Source organism: Rufibacter sp. XAAS-G3-1 (assembly GCF_013623775.1).
GTDB lineage: Bacteria > Bacteroidota > Bacteroidia > Cytophagales > Hymenobacteraceae > Nibribacter.
This window is the reverse complement of sequence record NZ_JABFAM010000005.1, coordinates 143,730-163,502: the sequence shown is the minus strand read 5'-3', so window position 1 is coordinate 163,502 and position 19,773 is coordinate 143,730. Positions and strand designations below refer to the sequence as shown.

Genomic DNA, 19,773 nt, shown 5'->3' with positions numbered 1-19,773 from the left:
AGGCTATAAACGAGATTACCCTTTCTTTTTCAAGACAATCTGCTCCGCGTGCTTTGCCACCATCTGGGTGTAAAACTGCTTCAGGTATTCGTACTCGCCGGCATAGAAAACAGGCTTGGAGATGGTCACTTTGCTCATGACCTGAATCCTGTTCCCAATGACCTGTAGCATGTACGTGAACCTTCCGCCGTTTTCAGGCAGGGCCAGCACTATGTTCTTTGGCATCTCCTCAACCGCATAACCTTCTGGGATGGTAAAGTTACAGATGTAGACCTCTTCCGTAGGATACCCGAAGTCCACGGGATATTTGCGGGAGGCGTTCTTGAACGGGTTGTCCTGCTGGGCCTTCAAGAGCATGGGGTTCAGGTAAATGATGTCTTTGGCTTGATCATCTCCCACGCTGGTTAATTCATACTGCACACCAAAGGGTTTGTGTACTTCTTTAAGGTTCTGTAGCACGGGCGCTTTGCGTTCAAACTGGTTCTGGTTGCTGACCAGTTTCTCCAGGTACTTGCTTTCGCCGGTTTCCTGCACGCTGTGCCGCTGGCTCACCGCCCAGAGGCCACTTCTGGACTCCGTTACTTTCCCGTTTAGTACTCCGGTGGGTAACACCTGAAGTTCGGCGTTCACCAGTTCGGTGGTGCGGTCTAAGGCCTGGAGTTCCACCCAATCGCTGGCTGTTTTAGAGACAAGCCACCCCTGCCCGTTGAGACAGTATTTAGGCAGCAAGCCCAAGGGCATCAAAGGATCTGTGGCATCCATCAAGATTGCTTTGTTCCCCACCTTGACATGGGCCACCACATAGTTGAACTTGCTCAACACCGGGGAGAACGGAACGCGCCCATTGTCGCGGGTGCTTAGAATCACCGGATGAGCCTCAAACCCGGCATCGCGCAGCATAGACACCAGCAGCAGGTTAACGTCTGCCGAATTCCCGGTTTTGGTGTCAAAGGCCTTGCGGAGGGTGTTGGTGGTGTATTTACCGCCCCGGCCATTCCATTTCACTGATTTCTTCACGAACTCATAGATGGTGTTCAGCCGGGTAAGGGTATCTGTGGTGGCAGGCAGCGCCGCTACTTCGTTTTTGAAGAAACCCGTGCGGTTCAGCTGCAGCCCGAACTGCTCATCGGCCATCAACTCTTCGGTGAGGTCATTCCAGTTGCCGGCGTGTCTTTTAGGGATTTCATTTGGATAGCGCTCCCACTCCAATTCAAACTCAATCTTAGACACGTAATCATTGAGCGTGGTGATAAAGGCTTCTGGCGCAATGGCCGGTACGTCTTTCATCACCCACCGGTGGTCAACGGTAGTGGCATTGATGGTCTCTGAACCACCGGGAGTACGAGAGGAGTTAAACCCACTCCCCACATTCTGACCACTATAGCGCACGGTGAAATTAGTGTTTCCGGGCAAGGCCTCATTGATCACGAAAGGCTCATAGCCCTGGGGTACCTGTTTGTATTCAAAATACTGCGGAATAGAGGCCCGGTACTCACTGTACACCACCGGAATAGAAGATTGAAAGGCCCAGTCGCGCAGGTTGAAGATAAAATCTGAGGTAACGGTGTAGGCTATCTCCAGCACAGACCCTTCTTTTACCGTCGGCAGGGTAAATTTCTTGTTAAACCAGTTAGCCGACTCTTTCTCGTCAAAAACGGCTTTGTCTTCCATTTTCACTTTCACCATCTTGCCGGCTTCCAGGTTGTAGGTCACTCCCTTGATGTTGGTTACCAGCTCCTTTCTGCTGTTCCGCTGGTAGTAGGGCACCACCATGTTGGCCCAGTCATAGCCGGTTTTCTTTAGAATCTTGATGCGCAGAATCCGCTCAAAGTTCACTTTGAAACCTTGGTTGTAGGTGAAGTAAGAACGGCCGTAATCTGCCAAGATAACGGCGGCGGCACTGGTGTCTTTGTCATACACCTTCATGTTGAGTTCTTCTTCGGTCACCTTCCCGAATTTAACCGGGGTTTCCTGGCCGAAAGCCGTAAAATAGAAAAGAAAGAAGGCCACGGTCAGGTATGACCGCGTGTTAAAAAGGGTAGAGTTGGGCATAGAGCGGGCGTTTTAGGTATGTATTCAATAAGTTATAGTATGTACTACAGGAATAGCTTCTCTTGAAGAGAAAACAGGAATTAATCTTATTTTTATATCTAATTCAACCCGCCGCAAGGCTCCCTTGGAAGCGCGCATGAATAGGGTAATACTTTTATACTGAAGGCAACAGACACGTAAAGGCGAAGCAACGCACGCGCCAACTTCCCGCTGAGTTACCTTCTCTTTTTCACAAAACAGGATAAATTATTTTCTCTCTGGAATTTGGACACAATATGTAACTATTCCAGTTATAAACTACTATGTGCGCCAAGAATCCAGAAAATATTTCGCGTGATTTCTTCCGCTCCCGCAGATTTTGTCCTTTTCCAATAAGAGCTTATTTGAATTTTGGATTCGTAAGCTCAACCGGCAAGTTAAGGTTCTGCGGAAGCGGTTTTTGAGCCTAGCAGCAGCGTTACGAAGGCAAGGAAAACGCGAACGCAGGTTCTCTCTATGGCTGTTTGCAGCACGAAAGGCAAATTTTAAATATGCTTTAAGGCTGCCTGGTTTATTCTTCTGTTGCAGGAGTATAATCCAGGGGAAGCATCTCGGCCAGTTTCTCAAAAGCCCAGTACTCTTCCACCAGGTGTGAGTAAGGATTCAGGATCATGCCGGTGGGCTCAATATAGGTGTAAGGCTCCAACAGGGTGAGCAGGGAGGTCTGGAAAGTGGGTGTGCGGCGTTTGGCGAAGGCGCTTTGGTGCAGGTAGTTCAGTTCTTCCTTCTCCTTGGTGTACACCACGTTCAGGTGGTCTACAAACTGCAATCGGCGCTTGCCGCTACCGGCTTCCCGCACCACCAGCTGGTCATACGGAACAGGATCTTTGTGCAAGTAAGCCACCGTCTTAGGCAACCGGGACATGCGGATCCAATACGTGAGGCTGTCTTCTTTCTCATTCCCCGCATAGGTGACCGTCATGCCTGCGCCCATTTGGCTTCTGGCCCGCTTTAACCCGGCCTGTATCTCTGCCTCCGGCGGCCTGTTGGGGTTGGGTAACCGCTGCAGCCGCCTTACATTGAACCCTTCGGCCTCCAGGGCATTGTTGTATAGCGCGCGCGTAAAGTGCATGAGCGACCCACGGTAGGCTCTCAGCCGCGCCGCATCCCACCGTTTCTGCTGGGCCTTGCTGCGGGGCTTCAGGGCCTCAAACCGGGGGTGACCCGCGTGAAAAACGTGCGAATTCTTGAAATCTGCCCTAAACGCCTCCAACACAAAGTGCAGCCGGTAGCCCAAAGCCTTGCTTTCAATAATCAAAGGTTGGGCGGCCTCAGCGGTTAAGACCCGTTCCTGCGGATCAAAGTGAAAATACAAGACCTCGGCGTTGATGATTTCGGTCTGGGCCGCATTGGCCGATTGGCCCAGGAAGTTCTTCAGGAAGACGCCGTAGTTATGCCGCCAGTTGGTGTCTGCCCGTACCACCACCTCCTGCAGCGTATTGGCCTTGGGCTTTACCTCAAACCGGAAGGATAATTGCTGCCCTGCCTGCAGCGTAAAAGTATGCGACAGGGTTTCATAGCCCAGAAAAGACACCACCAGTTCATGGCTACCCGCGGGCAAAGAAGTCAGTTTAAAGGTACCGTTTTCCGCAGAGTTGGTGCCATAGGTGGTTTGGGCGATGAAGACGGTGGCAAACCCCAGCGGCTGCTTTGTCTGCGCATCTACCACGGTTCCGGCCACGCTTCCATGTCCGCCGCTTTGGGCGTACGCGGTCTGCTCTGGGCAGAACCAAAGCAGCCACAGAGACACCAGAAAGAACGGTAGGCGGGCAGGTTTAAGGGCCATAAAAGACATAGCAGAGACTTAGCTCAGGAAAGATACACATCTGCCCCATATTTCCTACAGCCCCGGCTTCCCGATTTTAGCCTCTTTTTCCTAAAACAGCTTAAAAACGCCCTCCTGCCCCGGTGGTTCCCGGCGGGTCTGGAGACTCGCTTCATCCTTTGGCACGAGACGGTAGTCTCGCGCCAGTTGATTCTAAACCTGTGAGGTCTTGGAGACCTCACAGGTTTTCGGGTTTTGGGCCCGTTTTCTGCAAAATAGCCCTAAAACGCATCAGCGGGGCTTCCTCCTCTCCGTTGCTCTCTTTTTGCGTAGATTCCCTAAAACAGCCTAAAAACGCAGCGTGAAGGTAGTGCCCTCGCCCAATTCTGAACTGACGGTTAAGGAGCCTTTGTGCAGCCGCATGATTTGCCGGGACAAGCTCAGGCCAATGCCGGTGCCGGTGGGCTTGGTGGTGTAAAAGGGCAGGAAGATCTGCTCCAGCGCCTCTTCGGCAATGCCGCTGCCGTTGTCGGTGACCTGGATGACCACGCGGCTGTCCTGGTCTGCAAACGCTTCTATCTGCAGGGTTTTGACCGGTTGATCTGCCAGGGCATGAATAGCATTCCGGATGAGGTTGATGAGCACCTGCTCTACCAGTTCGCGGTCTGCCAGCAGTTGCAGGTTGGCGGAAGGGCAGGTAACCAACAGCTGGATTTTCTCATGGGCCAGTTCCTCCTGAAAGAGCGTCTGCAGTTGCTTCAGCATCTGGGGCACCCAAAAGAACTGTTTCCTGGGTACCGGCACGCGGGCCAGGCTCCGGAAATCCTGCACAAACCGCACCAGCCCCTGGCTGCGCCGCTCAATGGTCTGTAGGGCCGCGCCCATGTCTTCGGTTTCTTCGCGCTGCAACTGGATCTGGTTGCCGGGCTGCGCCTCCAGGTAATCTGCAATGTCAGCGGCCACGCTGCCCGCCAGCGAGGAAATAGGCGTCACCGAATTCATGATCTCGTGCGTGAGCACCCTAATCAGGTTCTGCCAGGCTTCCATCTCTTTCTCTTCCAGTTCCCGCTGGATGTTCTGGATAGACGCCAGCCGGAAGTCTTCGCCGCGCATGACCAAGTCCACCACAAACAAAGACACCGGCACCCGCTCTTTGCCGCGCTTCAGCTGCAATACCACACTCTGCCCCGCCGGCAATTGCAGCAGCTGCTCTACCAACTGCGGCGCCTCTGGGCGAAGGTGTTCCACGTGGGCAAGGTGCGGTACCTGCAACAGCCGCTTGGCCGCATTGTTGACCAACTGAATCTGGCCGGTTTTCTTGAAAGTAATAATCCCGATGCCGATGTGCTGCACTACGGTTTGAAAGTACTGCGTGGTGGCTTCTTTCTCTGAGCGGATGTCCCTAAACTTCCCAATGACCTCATTGTAGCGTTGGTAGAGTTCGTCAAAAACCTTCCCTTCGCCGCGCGAAGAGAAAACCTCAGAGAAATCGTCGTACTTGATGGTGTTCAGGAATTTGATGAGCCGTTCGGTGGTGCGCTCAATAAACAGGATCAGGGCAACGGTCTGCCCCAAAATCAAAATGCCCATGGTCACCTGCGTAGCCACCAACGAAGAGTTAAAATCGAGCCTGAAAAACAGGAACACCGATGCTACCAGCAGCAGCACCCGCAAGATTACCTGAAACCGGAAGTTCTTAAAGCCCATACTTCTCCAGACGGCGGTACAGTGAGGCGCGGGACAGGCCTAGCTCCTTGGCGGCTTTGGAAATATTGCCATCGTGCTTGCCCATGGCCTTGACCACGGTGGCCCGCTCCACCTCGTCCAGATTATGCGTTTGGCGCACGTTTTCCGCAAAAGAGGGGGGTTGCATCTGCAGAAAGAAGAAGTCCTGCGGCTGCAGGATGTGGTTTTCTGAAATGATGGAAGCGCGCTCCAGCACGTGCTCCAGTTCCCGTATGTTGCCCGGCCAGTTATAGCGCCGCAACCGCTCCAACGCCGCCGCCGACACCGATTTGGCGGGCTGCTTGTACTTCTGGGCGTAGCGATTCAGGAAATAGTCTACCAGCAGCGGCAGATCTTCCAGCCGCTCGCGCAAAGCAGGGAGATTGAGTTCGATGGTATTGATGCGGTACAGCAAATCTTGCCGGAAACGGCCCTGCTGCACCATCTGTTGCAAGGGCATATTGGTGGCGCAGATGAGCCGCACGTTGATGGGAATGGGCTGGCCTGTGCCTACTCTAATCACCTCACGGCGTTGCAGCACGGTGAGTAGCTTGGCCTGCATGGCCATGGACAAATTGCCGATCTCATCCAGGAACAAGGTGCCGCCGTTGGCCATCTCAAACCTACCCACACGGTCTTCTTTGGCATCTGTAAAAGCGCCTTTCTTGTGCCCGAAAAGCTCGCTTTCAAACAGCGTCTCTGTGAGGGAACCCATGTCTACGGAGATAAACACCTTATCGGCGCGCGCCGACTGCTGGTGCAGGCTACGGGCGATGACTTCTTTTCCGGTTCCGTTTTCACCCAGGAGCAACACATCGGCATCGGTTTTGGCTACGCGGTTCATGAGGTGCAACAACTGCTGCATGGCCGGGCTTTGCCCTGTTACCAAATTCACGTTCTGGCTCAGTTGCGAGGCCAGCGCCGAGTTCGTTTTCTTGAGCGTGGTGATTTCTTTGTAGGAAGTCTTCAGCTTGGCCGCCGCAGACAAGGTGGCAATCAGTTTCTCGTTCTGCCAGGGCTTGAGCACAAAATCGGTCGCGCCTTCTTTGAGGGCCCGCACGGCCATTTCCACATCCCCAAAAGCGGTAATCATGATCACGACGGCACTGGGGTCTCTCGCCAGGATTTCCTTCAGCCAGTAAAAGCCTTCGTTGCCGCTGGTGGTGTCTTCCCGGAAGTTCATGTCCAGCAGGATGAGGTCATAGGTATCTTGGTTGAGCAGGAACGGGATTTTGCGCGGATCTTTCTCAATGAGTACCTGTTGGGCATGTTTCTTCAGCAGCATTTTAGCGGAGAAGAGAATGTCCTCGTTGTCATCTATGATCAAGATTTTACCCAGGCTCTGTTCCACGGCGGTTTTGGTTACGTTTTTAGAAAGATAAACCTAAACTGTGCCAGATGGAGGGAAATGCGTTTTTGCGGCTGGCAGGGTGAATTTACAAAACCGGCGGACATTTCAGTGTTCACCGCTGAACAAAAAGTGTCCGCTGGTGAACACTGCACTATGCAGGGGCAATCCCTGGTGGTGCCTTTTTCGCACGATAACAAAATGCGCGATGGGCAACCACCCGGGATTGCCCCTACTTCTGGGCTGTTTTCCAAAAAAGGGGCTTAGAACAGACCTGATCAACTTGGAAAACATCATTAAAGCAAAACCTTAGCCCGAATTGCCTACCGGCCCCTGTTCTGGCTTTGAGAATGTTGCCATGTACTGAAAAGGCTTCCCAATCAACCTTACTTCAAAGGCACTACTTACTCCTTTTAAATTGATGTTGGCGCTACTTGTCACGTAAGGCGGATTTTTTAAAAGACTGAAGGCTCTTTCAGAGATCACAAAGCTGTTGTTCAATTCTTTGGTGGCAGCTTGCAATCGGGCGGCAATGTTTACCGGGTAGCCCATCACGGTCAAGTTATTATTCAGCCCAATGCCCACATTGCCATAAATCACGCTGCCTACGTGCACGCCAATGCCTACTTCAAAGAAATGGTTAAAGTAAGGACGCATGTAGGTGTTGTTGAAGATTTTCACATCTTCCATGATTTTGAGCCCCGCCAACACGGCTGCTTCGGCCGCCTTCTTGATCTTGGATTCCAGGCCAAATACCGCGTACAGGCCATCTCCGGCGGTATCAATAATTCTACCGCCATACTGCTCAATTGCGTTCCGCAGGAGGGTGAAAATCCGACGCATGATGTGGATGACATCAAAAGGGGGGTGCGCTTCTATAAAGGGGGTGAAATTGCGAATATCAATGAAAAACAGCGCGAGCTTTCTACGCACTCCCATGACCTCAGTGCTGTTCTCTTCAGCACTGTTAATGAAAATGTAACGGTCTGTATCGTCTTTTATTAACCTGTGCACCTTTACGCCTTCGCCGGTTACCTGTGCCTGGCAGGCCAGCCTGATGTTATCTGGGAATTTCCGGACTGCTTTGATGGTTTTCTCAAAGCTGGTCAACTCCGAAAGATGCTCCTCTCCTTCCTGTACCAGCACCCGGCAAGTGGTACATTGTCCTTTGCCCCCACAGGCATGATAATGCGGGATACCGGCGGCTAAGGACGCCTCAAGAATAGACTGCCCTTCTGCCACCGGAACAATCTTCTCGCCTTTGAAATCTACTTGGAAGGGCATAGCCACTGAGTTAACGTTCACCTTTATTTTAGCCTTTAACATTAGTGCTTGACTAAATACTGGTACTCGGGGGGCTTTTTGAGGTATGCGGCCATGTACTCTAGCGCACGCTTAGACAATGCCCCCGCAATGCCCCGGCCTTCCCTCTCTTTTGGTACTTGGGTGTGTAAAACGGTCATTACGCCCAGCCGCAGTTTATAGTCTATGAAAGCGGTATGGCCTTCTAGTGTGATCTCAAAACGGCGGGCGGCCTCGTTATTGGCAGTGAGCTAAGTCCATGGGGTTGACAGCTAGTGTTAGGCTCAATTTAGCTATTTGCTGCTGCTTTGGAAAGAATTTGCCGGGCCAGGTCTATTTCTTCCTGCAAAATGGTGTGGGGCCTGCCCTGGTAAATCTTCTTGGTCACCACAGCGCCGCGCTCTTCCATGATTTTCACGGTCTCTTCCACCCGGCCCACGGGCACGTGCGGGTCTGGGTCACCGGTGGTAATGAGCACCGGAGTGCTGGCAAAATCGCCTTGGTACTGGGTAGGTTCCAACTGCTGGCCTACCAAACCGCCCGTGAACAGCAACAAGCCGCCAAACTGTTGGGCGTGGCGGGTGGCGTATTCTGCGGTCAAACAAGCCCCCTGCGAAAAACCCAACAGGTAAATGTCCTGGCTGCTGACTCCTTCGCCTAAAATGCTTTGCACTACATGGTCTATTTGCTCTAAAGCCAAATCTAGCGCCGGTTGGTTTTGGGCTGCGGGTGCCATAAAGCTGTACGGGTACCAGCTATGGTTGGTGGCCTGCGGCGCGAAAAGCGAAAAGTCATCTACCGGCAGATGCTCGGCTAAGGAAAGAATACTCTCCGCGCTGGCACCGCGGCCGTGGATCATGATCAGGGCCTTACCGGTTTCCGCCAGTGGTTTGCCCTGGGTGATGACTTTCTTCTGGTGCGTATACATGGGTTAACAAGTCAAAAGGTGGCTGTCTGAAGGGAAAACCACTCCATGAGTAAATGAAAACGATTGCCGTTTTTAGCCCAGTTTTGGCAAAACAGCCTCAATATCGGTGCGGCGCGGCTCGTACTGCGGGGGCAACAGCAGGCGTTGGCCCAACTGATCCCACGGCTCGTCAATCCCAAAGCCTGGGTTATCAGTGGCTATCTCAAACAGCACGCCGCCCGGCTCCCGGAAGTAGAGCGAATAGAAGTAGTTGCGGTCAATCTTGTTGGTGATGTTGAGGCCGCTGCCGCTGATCTTCTTCTGGAAATGCAGGAGCACGTCTTCGTCCTTCACCCTAAACGCGATGTGGTGGTTGGTACCGGCCCCGCCAATCCCGCGGGCTTCGTTGGGCAGTTGCACCAGGTCAATGACAGCGGCGGCGGCTACGTTCTCGTTGAGGTAGCGGTAACGGTGGCCGCTTTGCTCCAGCAGTTTGTAGCCCAAAAGCTCGGTCAAGACCCCGGCGGTCTGCCGGATGTCTCTTAAAGTCAAGGTCACGCCATGGAAGCCCTTGGTAGCTACCTCAGCTTTCACCTCCTCGGTTTCCCAGGCGGTGCGGGCATCGTGGCTTTTGGGGATGACCAATTCCAGTTTCAGGCCGTCCGGATCCAGGAAGGTCAGGTATTTCTCCCCGAACTTCTCTGAGGGCTTGTTGTAGAGGACGTTGTATTTCTCAAAACGGTCGATCCAGAAATCAAAGCTGCCCTCGGGCACGGAGTAGGCAATGTTGGTGGCCATCCCGGTTCCGGCGCTGCCGCGGCGGGCACCCTCGTACGGGAAGAACGTAAGGATGGTACCGGCGCTGCCTTTCTCGTCGCCGTAGTACAAATGATAGGTGCCCGGATCGTCAAAGTTGACGGTTTTTTTGAGCAGACGCAGGCCCAGCACCTTGGTATAGAAATCTACGTTCTTTTTGGCCTGATCGGCGATGGCCGTAATGTGGTGCAGACCTAAAATCTGGTTTTCCATGGTAGTATCAATGATTGATAGGCACCTCGATGAGTAAGAAGCGGCTATCGGTTTCAAAAGTGAAATAAAGTTGATCTGTTTCCCAAATACCAATGGCCTCGCGCGGCTGTAGCGGCTGGCCATTCACCTGGAGCGTACCGCTGATATTGAACACGAACACGGCCTTGTTCAACGGCTTGAACTGATAAGAAAGCGGCTGGCCTTGCGCAAAGTAGCCTAAGGAGAGCTTCGCGTTCTGGTTGATCCAGCAGTGGCCCTGGCCTTCCTCGTTGCTCACGATGGTGGTCAATTGGTTTACCCGCTTCTCCTCCGGAAAGTACCGGCGCTGGTAGCGGGGTGTGATGTTCTGCAGCTTGGGCTCTATCCAGATCTGCAGAAAATTGACCTCAGCCTGGCCCACGTTATGCTCCTCGTGCCGAAGGCCGCTGCCCGCGCTCATGATCTGCACCCAGTCTTTGTGCACCACCTCTTTGTAGCCCAAAGAATCTATGTGGTTCATAGAGCCCGCCAGCATCACAGAGATAATCTCCATGTTGGCGTGCGGATGAATACCGAACCCATTCTCAGGCTGTACATAGTCATCATTGAAAACCCGCAGCAACCCGAAACCCGCCCGCACCGGATTGTAATGGCCAGAAAAGCTGAAGATGAAATTGCTTTGCAACCAGCCCAGGTCTTTCAGGCCTCTGTCTGCGGGATTATAGCGCTCAAATTGCATACACGTTTTGGGGGTAGTCCCGGAAAAGTAATGATAAACCTAACATTCGCTCGCCTCTGGCGAGTGTGAGATAACTCCGGTGTCCCGCCGCATTGGATAGAAATAGAAGCGGCCAGAGGCCGCAGGCAACCCACACTCGCGGGACGCGGGCGCGGGAAATCATTACTTTTATATGACTCCCGTTTTTTGAAGGGTTGTACGGTCATCGCCTAAGAATGAACAAGTTAAGCCAAGTTCGTTTTTAGCTTACTTTGGGCAAAAGACCTTTAAAACGGCTCTTGCCCAAAGAAGCACTCTAGGCTTGTTTCACCAATTGGATCTCGGCCTGCAGTTTGATCTCGTCGCTTACTACCACGCTTCCAGCCTCGGTCACGGCATTCCAGGTCAAACCAAACTCCTTGCGGCTGATTTTACCGGTTACGGTGAAGCCCGCTTTGGTTTGCCCGTAAGGGTCTACCACAATACCGCCGAACTCTACATGCACGGTCACGGGTTTGGTCACGCCTTTGATGGTGAGGTCGCCGTGCAGTTTGTATTGGTCACCGCCAATATTTTCATAGTTGGTGCCCACAAACCGGATGCCCGCGTGCGTCTCGGCATCAAAGAAATCCGGAGATTTCAGGTGCGTATCGCGTTGCTCGTTGTTGGTGCTGATGGAGCTGACATCGGCGGTGAAGATGACGCTGCCGGCGCTGGTGAACTGCTCATCGGCGGTTTCGGCCTCTACGTTGAAGCTTTGGAAATAACCGGTCACCGTGGTGATCATCAGGTGTTTTACTTTAAATTGAACCTCGCTGTGCATTGGGTCTAGCGCCCATTTTGTAGTTGCCATAATCTTACTTTCTATTTTGTTTGAAAATGATTGTTTCTATGGTTCCCCTGGGAGAACAAGACAAATGTATGTACATTTAATGTATATACATACATAAGAAGGCGAAAGTTTCAAATTTATTTTTAATGGTTTGTCAAGGCCTTAGCACCTCACGTGTAACCAACTACTCTGCCTAGCCTGTTTTAGGCCTGTTTTTCTTAAAACCAGCTCAAAACAGGAGTGTCCATTGTAGCTGGAGGCTGTGCGGGCATGAACAAAAAGTGTACGCCAGCGGACACATTTGAAAGCAGCAATCTTGAATACCGGCTGTTACTCAGCATCTTATGAAAATGGCACAGCAATTGGCAGAGGTAACCCGAAATTGAGTGTATTCCCATGGATCGTATCATAGAAAAGAAGCGCTGGCCCCCTAAGAAGATTGCCGGCTACGCGCTGGCTGTTGTTCTGATTGGACTGGTCACTTACTTTATCGCCTTTGCCGACAACAGCTCCAAGCTGAACGTAGAGACCCAAAAGACCACCATCGCCTCGGTAAGCCAGGGTTCTTTTCAGGAGTTTATTCCGGTAGACGGCACGGTGCACCCCATCAAGACCATTATGATTCCGGCCGTGGAAGGCGGTACCGTAGACCAGAAGTACCTGGAAGGCGGCAAACCCGTGCGCCAAGGCGACCTTATCCTCAAACTGACCAACAACCGGCTGGTGCTGGATTTCATGAACCAGGAAACGCTCATGAACGACCTCATCAACAACCTGCAGAGTTCTAAACTGAGCCTCCAGCAAAACAAATTTAACCTAAGACGCCGACTAACCACGTTGGACGCGCAGGTAGACGCGGCCAAAGATGTGTATGAGCGCAATATCTCCCTCTATGAAGCCAAGGCCGTCTCCCAGCAGGAGTTCTTCGGGTTCAGGAGAGAATACGAGCGCCTCAAAGCCGAGCGGGCCATTGAACTGGAGTCGCAGAAGTTTGAGGAGAACAATGCCCGCCAGCAGATTGCCCAGTTGGAGACCACCATTGCCCGCACCAGCCGCAACCTGCAGATGATGGAAGACAACCTCAAGAACCTGTACATCAAAGCGCCTATTTCGGGGCAACTTTCTTCTATTCAGGTCGAATTGGGAACGCCCGTGCAGCCGGGGCAGGTGATTGGCCAGATTGATGACTTGAGCGGTTTCAAAGTAAAAGCCGAGTTAGACCAGCACTACGTGAGCCGCGTGTTTGCCGGGCAGCAGGGCAGCTTCACTTACAACGGCCAAACCTATCCGCTGGAAATCTCTCTGGTGTACTCCGAAGTAACCAACGGCCGGTTTCCGGTAGACATGAAGTTTATTGGCAGAGTGCCCGAAAGCATCAGGCGAGGCCAGACCTTGCAAATCAGGCTCCAATTATCTGATCCGGCCCCGGCGGTACTGCTGCCCAGAGGCGGTTTCTACCAAAGCACCGGCGGCGCCTGGGCCTACGTTCTGGATGAAACGGGAAAAGTAGCCGCTAAACGCAACATCCGGCTGGGCCGCCAGAACCCTGAGTACTACGAAGTACTGGAAGGCCTGAAACCCGGCGAGCAGGTGATTGTCTCTTCTTATGACGCCTTCAATGACAAAGACAAGTTGGAGCTGAGGTAGTCTGTTTAAGGGCTACTTTTAAGAAAGTAGCCCTTAAACAGACTACCTCAGCTCCAGTTCTGAGTTCTGAGTCCTGCGTTGAATTGGGCACGCAACTATGCCGCGGATTTACTTCCGTGCCTTACAATATAGAGAACTCCTCAAGGCACGGAAGTAAATCCGGGCCATAGACAGGGTTCCTGCAAGGGGAAACACACTTCACAAAAACAATAAGCAATTAACAATCAACAAGTAAGCTATATGTTAAAGACCGTCAACCTTCAGAAGAAATATACCACTGATGAAGTGGAAACCACTGCCCTGGTGAATGTGAACCTCCACGTGAAACAGGGCGAGTTCCTGGCCATTATGGGGCCGTCGGGTTGCGGAAAATCTACGCTGCTGAACATCATCGGGCTCCTGGACAACCCTACCAGCGGTGAGTTCTATTTTCTGGACAAGGAGATCTCCAGATTCAGTGAGCGGCAGCGGGCCAATCTGCGCAAAGAGCACCTGGGGTTCGTGTTCCAGAGTTTCAACCTGATTGATGAACTGACGGTGTATGAAAACGTGGAATTGCCTTTGATTTACCTGAAAGTGGGCAACGCCGAGCGCAAACAGCGCGTGGAGCAGATCTTGGAGCAGATGCAGATTGCGCACCGCCGCAACCACTTCCCGCAGCAATTATCGGGTGGGCAGCAGCAGCGGGTGGCCATTGCCCGCGCCGTGGTGGCCAGGCCCAAATTGCTCTTAGCCGATGAGCCCACCGGTAACCTGGACTCGGCGCATGGGCAGGAAGTGATGCAGTTGTTGGGCACCTTGAACGAGCAAGGCACCACCATTGTGATGGTCACCCACTCCCCCACCGATGCCGACTACGCCCACCGCATTGTGAACCTGTTTGACGGGCAGATCATCTCTGAGAATGTGAAAGAACTGGCTATCCTGTAATAGCGGTTACTATGTTTAAGAACTATCTATTGGTGGCCGTGCGCACGCTGCGCCGCAACCTGAGCTACACCAGCCTCAACGTGGTGGGCCTGGCGCTAGGAATTACCTGCAGTTTGCTTTTGTTTCTGGTGATACGGCATGAGCTGAGCTTTGACAGGTTCCACCGCAAGGCAGACCGTATCTACCGCATCAACATTGACTCTGATGACCAGAATGGGCACCACACCTCGGCGGGCACCCCTGTTCCCCTGCTGGCCGCCCTCAAGGCCTCGCTCCCAGAGTTGAAGCCGGCAACCCACATGCACGAGGAAGAGGGCGGCACCTTCGCCATCCTTCCCAGCGACACTACCCAAGCCCCCAGAAAGTTCAGGGAGAAAGGTTCCATCATGTTTGTGGAGCCTGACTTCTTTGATCTCTTTGACTTTGCCACCAACGGCGTAGATGCAAGGCAAGCGCTAAAAGACCCCAACTCTGTTCTGCTCACAGCATCTATTGCCAAAAAGTTTTTCCCCGAGGGGAATGCCGTGGGCAAGGTGGTGCGCATGAATGGCAAGACCAACCTGCAAGTGAAAGGCGTGATCCCAGACGCCCCCGCCAACACAGACATTCCTTTTGTCATGCTAGTGCCCTATGAGGTAAGCAAAGAGGTAAGCACGTTTAGCACAAGCGGCTGGAACAGCACCAATAGCAGTCAGCAGGTGTATTTTGCCCTTCCCCCTGGTGCCTCGGCCAAGCAAGCGGAGGCCCGTATCAATGAAATCGCGAACAAATACCGTGTCCGCAGGCCTGGCGAAAAGGAATGGTTTACGCTACAGCCCCTTTCCAGCCTGCACTTTCATGAGGGATACTCCAACTACAGTGACCGCACCGTAAGCATGAAGACGCTGTGGGCACTGGCCACCATTGGGGCATTCCTGGTGTTGATTGCCTGTATCAACTTTGTGAACATGGCCACCGCCCAGGCCATGCGCCGCGCCAAGGAAGTGGGCATGCGCAAAGTGCTGGGGGCCAGCCGAAGCCAGCTGGTCGTGCAGTTCCTTAGCGAGACTGGCGTCATTGCCCTTGCCTCCCTGCTGGTTTCTGTGGTGCTCACAGAGTTACTGTTGCCGTACCTGAACCAGTTGCTGGCTCTGCACATCACCTTCTCCCTTCTGGAGAATACAGCGGCCGCCGCCTTTTTAGCGGCGGTGTTCATTCTGGTCACATTTTTTGCGGGTCTTTACCCCGCACTCATTCTCTCTGGCTTCAAACCTATCTCGGCGTTGAAAAGCAAGGTGGCCACCGCCCGTACCGCAGGTCTTTCCCTGCGCAGGGCGTTGGTGGTGCTGCAGTTTACCATTTGCCAGGTGCTCATCATCTGCACCATAGTAGTACATGACCAGATGGAGTTCTTTAGAACGGCGCCCCTGGGGTTTGACAAAGAGGCCATTGTCACCATTCCGTTGCCCGCCCAGAAAGCAGAAGACTTAATGCCCCTGCGCCAGCAACTGGAAGCCCACCCGGGTGTAAAATCCACCACGTTTGCCATTTCACCGCCTTCGGCAGATGTGACCATGAACATGTCTTTCAGCTATGATGATTACTCCGTAGAACGCCATTTCAACGTGAACTTCAGGTTTGCCGATGAGTCTTACCTCAAGACGTTCAACATTCCGCTGGTAGCGGGCCGCATGTACGCGAAGTCTGACACCATCAATGAGTTTGTGGTGAATGAGACTTTCCTGAGACAGGTAGGGGAAAAAAGCGCCCCTGCAGCCCTAGGCAAGAAAATGGTAGTGAACGGCGGGCAGAATGAAGGCCGCATTGTGGGGGTGGTGAAAGACTACCACGTAGGCTCTCTGCATGAGACCATTGACCCCGTGGCCATGTCAACCTGGAATTACTTCTACTATTGCGTCAACGCCAAAATTGAGCTGAAAGACGCCAAATCTGCCATTGCCCATCTGCAGAAAGTCTGGTCTACCGCCTACCCCCATGACGTGTTTGACTATGAGTTTCTGGACGACACCATTGCCGGCTTTTATGAAGAAGAGCAGCGGCAGGCTACCCTCTTTAAGATCTTCTCAGTCATTGCCATTCTCATTGGGTGTTTGGGGTTGTACGGCCTGGTGTCTTTCATGGTAACCCAGCGCACCAAAGAAGTGGGCGTGCGCAAGGTTCTGGGCGCTTCCTCGGGCAGCATTGTGGCCTTGTTTTCCAGGGATTTTGCCGCCTTGGTATTGATAGCCTTTGTCATTGCCGCCCCCATCTCCTATTACTTCATGGACAAATGGCTGCAGGATTTCACCTACCGCATAGACATTAGTTATTGGGTGTTCTTAGCGGCCGGAGCGTTGACGTTATTCATTGCCTTGACTACCGTGAGCGTACAGGCCCTGCGGGCGGCGGTCTCCAATCCGGTACGGGCGCTCAAGACGGAGTAGAACTTCTGTTTTAGGGCTGTTTTCTCTAAAACAGCCCCAAAACAGAACGGCAGCCACCTGCCTGGGTTTGGCTCACCACTCTCTGGACAAAAGCCCCCGCTGGTTTTCCCGGCGGGGACTTTCGTTTTTACCGCTGGCAGGCAAGGGCTTTTCTAAGAGCATGTTTAAATTCTCGCTTACCAATCTAAAATTTAAACATGCTCTAAAAACAAAAAAGTATCTCGCCCGTTTAGACGCTTTATTTCTTACTTTTACCCGCAAGCCTCGCACCCACCGTTTATGGGCTGTTTTCTGAAAAAGAGGCGTAAAACGTTACACTGTCTTCCCAACCGACAACTAACCCCCTTATGAATAAAGAAAGCGCCGCTGCCCTGAAAGCAAAGAAAAAGCAAATCATGGAGGTCTGGATGGCCAACCAGACCAAAGATGCCGCCCTGCGGGATGATCTCATGAGTGTGGCAGAATTGCAGCAGCAATCAGAAGAATTCCTGACCTCGCTGCTCAAAGCCTTTTCCTCTGCGCAGGCCGAAGATACAGACTCAGCCGGGTATGAGCCCATTCATGATATTCTAAACGAGATTTCTATTTCCCGGGCACGCCAGGGCTTCTCTCCCCGTGAAACCAGCTCGTACATCCTGAGCCTGAAAGAGGTGCTGAGCCAGATGCTGGAAGAGCGCTTCAGAGAAGAGCCAGCCATCCTTTACAAAGAGATCATCGCCATGAACAAAATCATGGATAGCCTCAGCCTGGTTACCATGGAGACCTACATCAAAGGCAGGGAAGAGGTGATCCTGCGCCAGACCAATGAGATGAGCGAGATCTCTACGCCCGTTATCCGGGTGTGGGAGGGCATTCTGGCGTTACCCATCATTGGCACCTTAGACAGTGCCCGCACCCAAGTGGTGATGGAAGCCCTGTTAGAGGAGATTGTAGCCACCGGTAGCCGCATCGCCATTCTGGATATCTCTGGCGTGCCAACCGTTGACTCACTGGTAGCCCAGCATCTGATCAAAACCGTAAGCGCCGCCAGACTGATGGGGGCCGAGTGCATCATCAGTGGAATCAGGGCCGAGATTGCCCAAACCATTGTGCACTTGGGCATTGACCTTACCAACATCTACACCAAAGCCTCGTTGGCCAGTGCCTTGAAGATGTCTTTCGCCATGCTGAACATACAGGTGACAAAGGCTGCGCAAACCGGCCAGACAGGCTCTAAACAGAACTTCGGGTTTTAACCAGCCGCTCCATGGAAAGAATTCCTATTTTAAAGATGGGCCCCTTCTTGCTGGTAACCATCCAAGTGGATTTGTATGACCGGCTGGCCCTCACGCTGGAAAACGACCTCATCAACATGGTGAGCAAGACCGAAGCCAAAGGAGTATTGATTGATATTTCTGCCGTAAGCATTGTGGACTCTTTCATGGGCCGCATCTTGGGTAACATTGCGTCCATGTCCAAAATCATGGATGCCGCCACCGTAGTGGTAGGCATGCAACCGGCGGTAGCCATAACGCTGGTAGAATTAGGCCTTACCCTCTCTGGCGTACACACGGCATTAGACGTGGAGCAAGGCATGGAACTATTGCGCACCAAAATTGGCCAACTAGACACTGACGAAGAAGGCCTCTATGATAGTTTTGTCTAAAGAGAAGCTCTCCATCCAGAAAGAACAGGACGTTGTTTTGTTCCGGAACCGGATCAAAGAACTGGCCACCAAGATTGGCATGAGCCTGGTAAACCAAACCAAGCTCATTACGGCGGCCAGTGAATTGGTGCGCAACATGCTGCGCTACGGCGGCGGCGGCATCACGCAGCTAGAGATTGTCAGCCGAAACAGCATACCCGGGGTGCGCCTTATTTTCACAGATGAAGGGCCGGGCATCAAAGACGTAACCTTAGCCATGAAAGACGGTTATTCTACCGGAAAGAGCTTAGGACTGGGGCTGCCAGGCGCCAAGCGCCTCGTAAACGAGTTCGACATCAAGAGCGAACCCGGCAAAGGCACCACGGTCACAATTATCCGGTGGAAAAATGGACTTTAATTTCGCTGAACATCACTACTTCCCGCTCGCAGACCGCACCTTCCAAAACATTGTCCGGCGTGACATTGGAAAGATAGCCGAAGCCGCTGGCTTCTCAGAAGCCGAAGTAGGCCGCGTAAGCCTAGTGGTAACCGAGATGGCCACCAATCTGGTAAAACATGCCAGCTCTAAAGGCGGTGAGCTTTTAGTCAAACCTATTTGCCAGGAGAACGGGAAAGCCTGCGGCATTGAGCTGCTTTGCCTGGACAACGGCCCCGGCATGAGCGACCCGCAGCGCATGATGGAAGACGGCGTTTCTACGTTTGGCAGTATGGGCCAGGGCCTGGGTGCCATCAAACGGCAATCAGACTTCTTTGACATCTACTCGCAACGCGGCGTAGGCACGGTCATTCTCTCCCGCATTTACCGGAAGGGGAAAGCCCCTAAGGGGGCGGCCAGAAGTGAGCAAAAGTTTCAGGTGGGCGCGGTGCTGGTGCCCAAACCCGGCGAAAAGGTAAGCGGCGATGGCTGGGGCCTGCGCCTGTCGCACCAGGGCGCTTACCTGATGGTGCTGGACGGGTTGGGCCACGGGGAACATGCCCACGAGGCCGCCACCAACGCCCTCCACGCCTTTCAGCAACAACCCAAGCAAGCCCCTTCTGAGATGCTGCGGGCCGTACATGCCGCCATCAAGAGAACCCGGGGAGCCGTAGGGGCTTTGGCGCACTGGAATGCCGAGGACGGCACCTTGCTTTTTTGCGGCATCGGGAATATTGCGGGCCGTCTTATCATGCCTGACAAGCCCAAAAGCCTGCTTTCTTACAATGGCACCCTGGGCATGAGCATGCCCAACACCCTCAATGACCAACAGCTTACCTGGGAACGGGGCAATCTCATGATTCTGCACTCAGACGGCCTGAAAAGCCGCTGGGATTTAACCAAGTACCCGGAACTGACCAGGCATGATCTTACGTTGATAGCGGCAGTACTCTACAAAGACAACACCCGCACCACCGATGATACTTTGGTAGTGGTGGTACGGGCTACTGACTAACC

General features: G+C 53.0%; 17 protein-coding genes. 7 read left to right on the top strand and 10 right to left on the bottom strand.

What is annotated here, in order from left to right:
* Positions 1-15: 15 nt before the first annotated feature.
* From HHO50_RS05025 to HHO50_RS04980, 10 genes are all read right to left on the bottom strand, one after another.
* The gene (locus HHO50_RS05025; RefSeq protein WP_181304911.1) at positions 16-2,052 is read right to left on the bottom strand and encodes a transglutaminase domain-containing protein; all 2,037 of its coding nucleotides are present in this window, start codon (positions 2,050-2,052) and stop codon (positions 16-18) included.
* A 550-nt stretch (positions 2,053-2,602) separates the two neighbouring features.
* Positions 2,603-3,877: a carboxypeptidase-like regulatory domain-containing protein gene (locus HHO50_RS05020; RefSeq protein WP_181304910.1), complete on the bottom strand. Its 1,275-nt coding sequence runs from the start codon at positions 3,875-3,877 to the stop codon at positions 2,603-2,605.
* A 327-nt stretch (positions 3,878-4,204) separates the two neighbouring features.
* Positions 4,205-5,563 (bottom strand): PAS domain-containing sensor histidine kinase, encoded by a 1,359-nt coding sequence (locus HHO50_RS05015; RefSeq protein WP_181304909.1) that lies wholly within the window; start codon positions 5,561-5,563, stop codon positions 4,205-4,207.
* Complete coding sequence (locus tag HHO50_RS05010) at positions 5,553-6,932, bottom strand: sigma-54 dependent transcriptional regulator (RefSeq protein ID WP_181304908.1); 1,380 nt, start codon at positions 6,930-6,932, stop codon at positions 5,553-5,555. The genes HHO50_RS05015 and HHO50_RS05010 overlap by 11 nt, the downstream gene beginning before the upstream one ends.
* Before the next feature lie 306 nt (positions 6,933-7,238).
* Positions 7,239-8,213 carry an adenylate/guanylate cyclase domain-containing protein gene (locus HHO50_RS05005; RefSeq protein ID WP_181304907.1) on the bottom strand — a complete coding sequence of 325 codons (975 nt, stop codon included), beginning with the start codon at positions 8,211-8,213 and terminating at the stop codon, positions 7,239-7,241.
* A gap of 41 nt (positions 8,214-8,254) precedes the next feature.
* A complete protein-coding gene (locus HHO50_RS05000) occupies positions 8,255-8,446 on the bottom strand; it encodes a GNAT family N-acetyltransferase (RefSeq protein WP_181305249.1) in 192 nt (63 codons plus the stop codon).
* A 74-nt stretch (positions 8,447-8,520) separates the two neighbouring features.
* Positions 8,521-9,159 carry an alpha/beta hydrolase gene (locus HHO50_RS04995; RefSeq protein ID WP_181304906.1) on the bottom strand — a complete coding sequence of 213 codons (639 nt, stop codon included), beginning with the start codon at positions 9,157-9,159 and terminating at the stop codon, positions 8,521-8,523.
* Positions 9,160-9,231: 72 nt separating this feature from the next.
* Positions 9,232-10,167: a ring-cleaving dioxygenase gene (locus tag HHO50_RS04990; RefSeq protein WP_181304905.1), complete on the bottom strand. Its 936-nt coding sequence runs from the start codon at positions 10,165-10,167 to the stop codon at positions 9,232-9,234.
* Positions 10,168-10,174: 7 nt separating this feature from the next.
* Complete coding sequence (locus HHO50_RS04985) at positions 10,175-10,885, bottom strand: pirin family protein (RefSeq protein WP_181304904.1); 711 nt, start codon at positions 10,883-10,885, stop codon at positions 10,175-10,177.
* A gap of 295 nt (positions 10,886-11,180) precedes the next feature.
* On the bottom strand, positions 11,181-11,717 hold the full coding sequence (locus tag HHO50_RS04980; protein WP_181304903.1) for a YceI family protein: 537 nt from the start codon (positions 11,715-11,717) through the stop codon (positions 11,181-11,183).
* A gap of 375 nt (positions 11,718-12,092) precedes the next feature.
* Here HHO50_RS04980 and HHO50_RS04975 point away from each other — a divergent pair, with 375 nt between their 5' ends.
* From HHO50_RS04975 to HHO50_RS04945, 7 genes are all read left to right on the top strand, one after another.
* Positions 12,093-13,343, top strand: coding sequence for an efflux RND transporter periplasmic adaptor subunit (locus HHO50_RS04975; protein ID WP_181304902.1), 1,251 nt, complete (start codon positions 12,093-12,095; stop codon positions 13,341-13,343).
* Positions 13,344-13,583: 240 nt separating this feature from the next.
* Positions 13,584-14,273, top strand: coding sequence for an ABC transporter ATP-binding protein (locus HHO50_RS04970; protein ID WP_181304901.1), 690 nt, complete (start codon positions 13,584-13,586; stop codon positions 14,271-14,273).
* Positions 14,274-14,284: 11 nt separating this feature from the next.
* Positions 14,285-16,696, top strand: a complete 2,412-nt coding sequence (locus tag HHO50_RS04965) for an ABC transporter permease (protein ID WP_181304900.1) — start codon at positions 14,285-14,287, stop codon at positions 16,694-16,696.
* Positions 16,697-17,043: 347 nt separating this feature from the next.
* Positions 17,044-17,931 carry an STAS domain-containing protein gene (locus HHO50_RS04960; protein WP_181304899.1) on the top strand — a complete coding sequence of 296 codons (888 nt, stop codon included), beginning with the start codon at positions 17,044-17,046 and terminating at the stop codon, positions 17,929-17,931.
* An 11-nt stretch (positions 17,932-17,942) separates the two neighbouring features.
* A complete protein-coding gene (locus HHO50_RS04955) occupies positions 17,943-18,341 on the top strand; it encodes an STAS domain-containing protein (RefSeq protein WP_181304898.1) in 399 nt (132 codons plus the stop codon).
* Entirely contained in the window at positions 18,325-18,738 is a 414-nt protein-coding gene (locus HHO50_RS04950; RefSeq protein WP_181304897.1) for an anti-sigma regulatory factor, read from the top strand. Before HHO50_RS04955 ends, HHO50_RS04950 begins: the two co-directional genes overlap by 17 nt.
* Positions 18,728-19,771 carry an ATP-binding protein gene (locus HHO50_RS04945; protein ID WP_181304896.1) on the top strand — a complete coding sequence of 348 codons (1,044 nt, stop codon included), beginning with the start codon at positions 18,728-18,730 and terminating at the stop codon, positions 19,769-19,771. The genes HHO50_RS04950 and HHO50_RS04945 overlap by 11 nt, the downstream gene beginning before the upstream one ends.
* The last annotated feature ends 2 nt before the right edge of the window (positions 19,772-19,773 follow it).

What these genes read in the sequence shown, in the direction of transcription:
- HHO50_RS05025 (WP_181304911.1), bottom strand. Translation starts at nt 2,052, where the DNA reads ATGCCCAACTCTACCCTTTTTAACACGCGGTCATACCTGACCGTGGCC.
- HHO50_RS05020 (WP_181304910.1), bottom strand. Translation starts at nt 3,877, where the DNA reads ATGGCCCTTAAACCTGCCCGCCTACCGTTCTTTCTGGTGTCTCTGTGG.
- HHO50_RS05015 (WP_181304909.1), bottom strand. Translation starts at nt 5,563, where the DNA reads ATGGGCTTTAAGAACTTCCGGTTTCAGGTAATCTTGCGGGTGCTGCTG.
- HHO50_RS05005 (WP_181304907.1), bottom strand. Translation starts at nt 8,213, where the DNA reads ATGCCCTTCCAAGTAGATTTCAAAGGCGAGAAGATTGTTCCGGTGGCA.
- HHO50_RS04995 (WP_181304906.1), bottom strand. Translation starts at nt 9,159, where the DNA reads ATGTATACGCACCAGAAGAAAGTCATCACCCAGGGCAAACCACTGGCG.
- HHO50_RS04990 (WP_181304905.1), bottom strand. Translation starts at nt 10,167, where the DNA reads ATGGAAAACCAGATTTTAGGTCTGCACCACATTACGGCCATCGCCGAT.
- HHO50_RS04985 (WP_181304904.1), bottom strand. Translation starts at nt 10,885, where the DNA reads ATGCAATTTGAGCGCTATAATCCCGCAGACAGAGGCCTGAAAGACCTG.
- HHO50_RS04980 (WP_181304903.1), bottom strand. Translation starts at nt 11,717, where the DNA reads ATGGCAACTACAAAATGGGCGCTAGACCCAATGCACAGCGAGGTTCAA.
- HHO50_RS04975 (WP_181304902.1), top strand. Translation starts at nt 12,093, where the DNA reads ATGGATCGTATCATAGAAAAGAAGCGCTGGCCCCCTAAGAAGATTGCC.
- HHO50_RS04970 (WP_181304901.1), top strand. Translation starts at nt 13,584, where the DNA reads ATGTTAAAGACCGTCAACCTTCAGAAGAAATATACCACTGATGAAGTG.
- HHO50_RS04965 (WP_181304900.1), top strand. Translation starts at nt 14,285, where the DNA reads ATGTTTAAGAACTATCTATTGGTGGCCGTGCGCACGCTGCGCCGCAAC.
- HHO50_RS04960 (WP_181304899.1), top strand. Translation starts at nt 17,044, where the DNA reads ATGAATAAAGAAAGCGCCGCTGCCCTGAAAGCAAAGAAAAAGCAAATC.
- HHO50_RS04955 (WP_181304898.1), top strand. Translation starts at nt 17,943, where the DNA reads ATGGAAAGAATTCCTATTTTAAAGATGGGCCCCTTCTTGCTGGTAACC.
- HHO50_RS04950 (WP_181304897.1), top strand. Translation starts at nt 18,325, where the DNA reads ATGATAGTTTTGTCTAAAGAGAAGCTCTCCATCCAGAAAGAACAGGAC.
- HHO50_RS04945 (WP_181304896.1), top strand. Translation starts at nt 18,728, where the DNA reads ATGGACTTTAATTTCGCTGAACATCACTACTTCCCGCTCGCAGACCGC.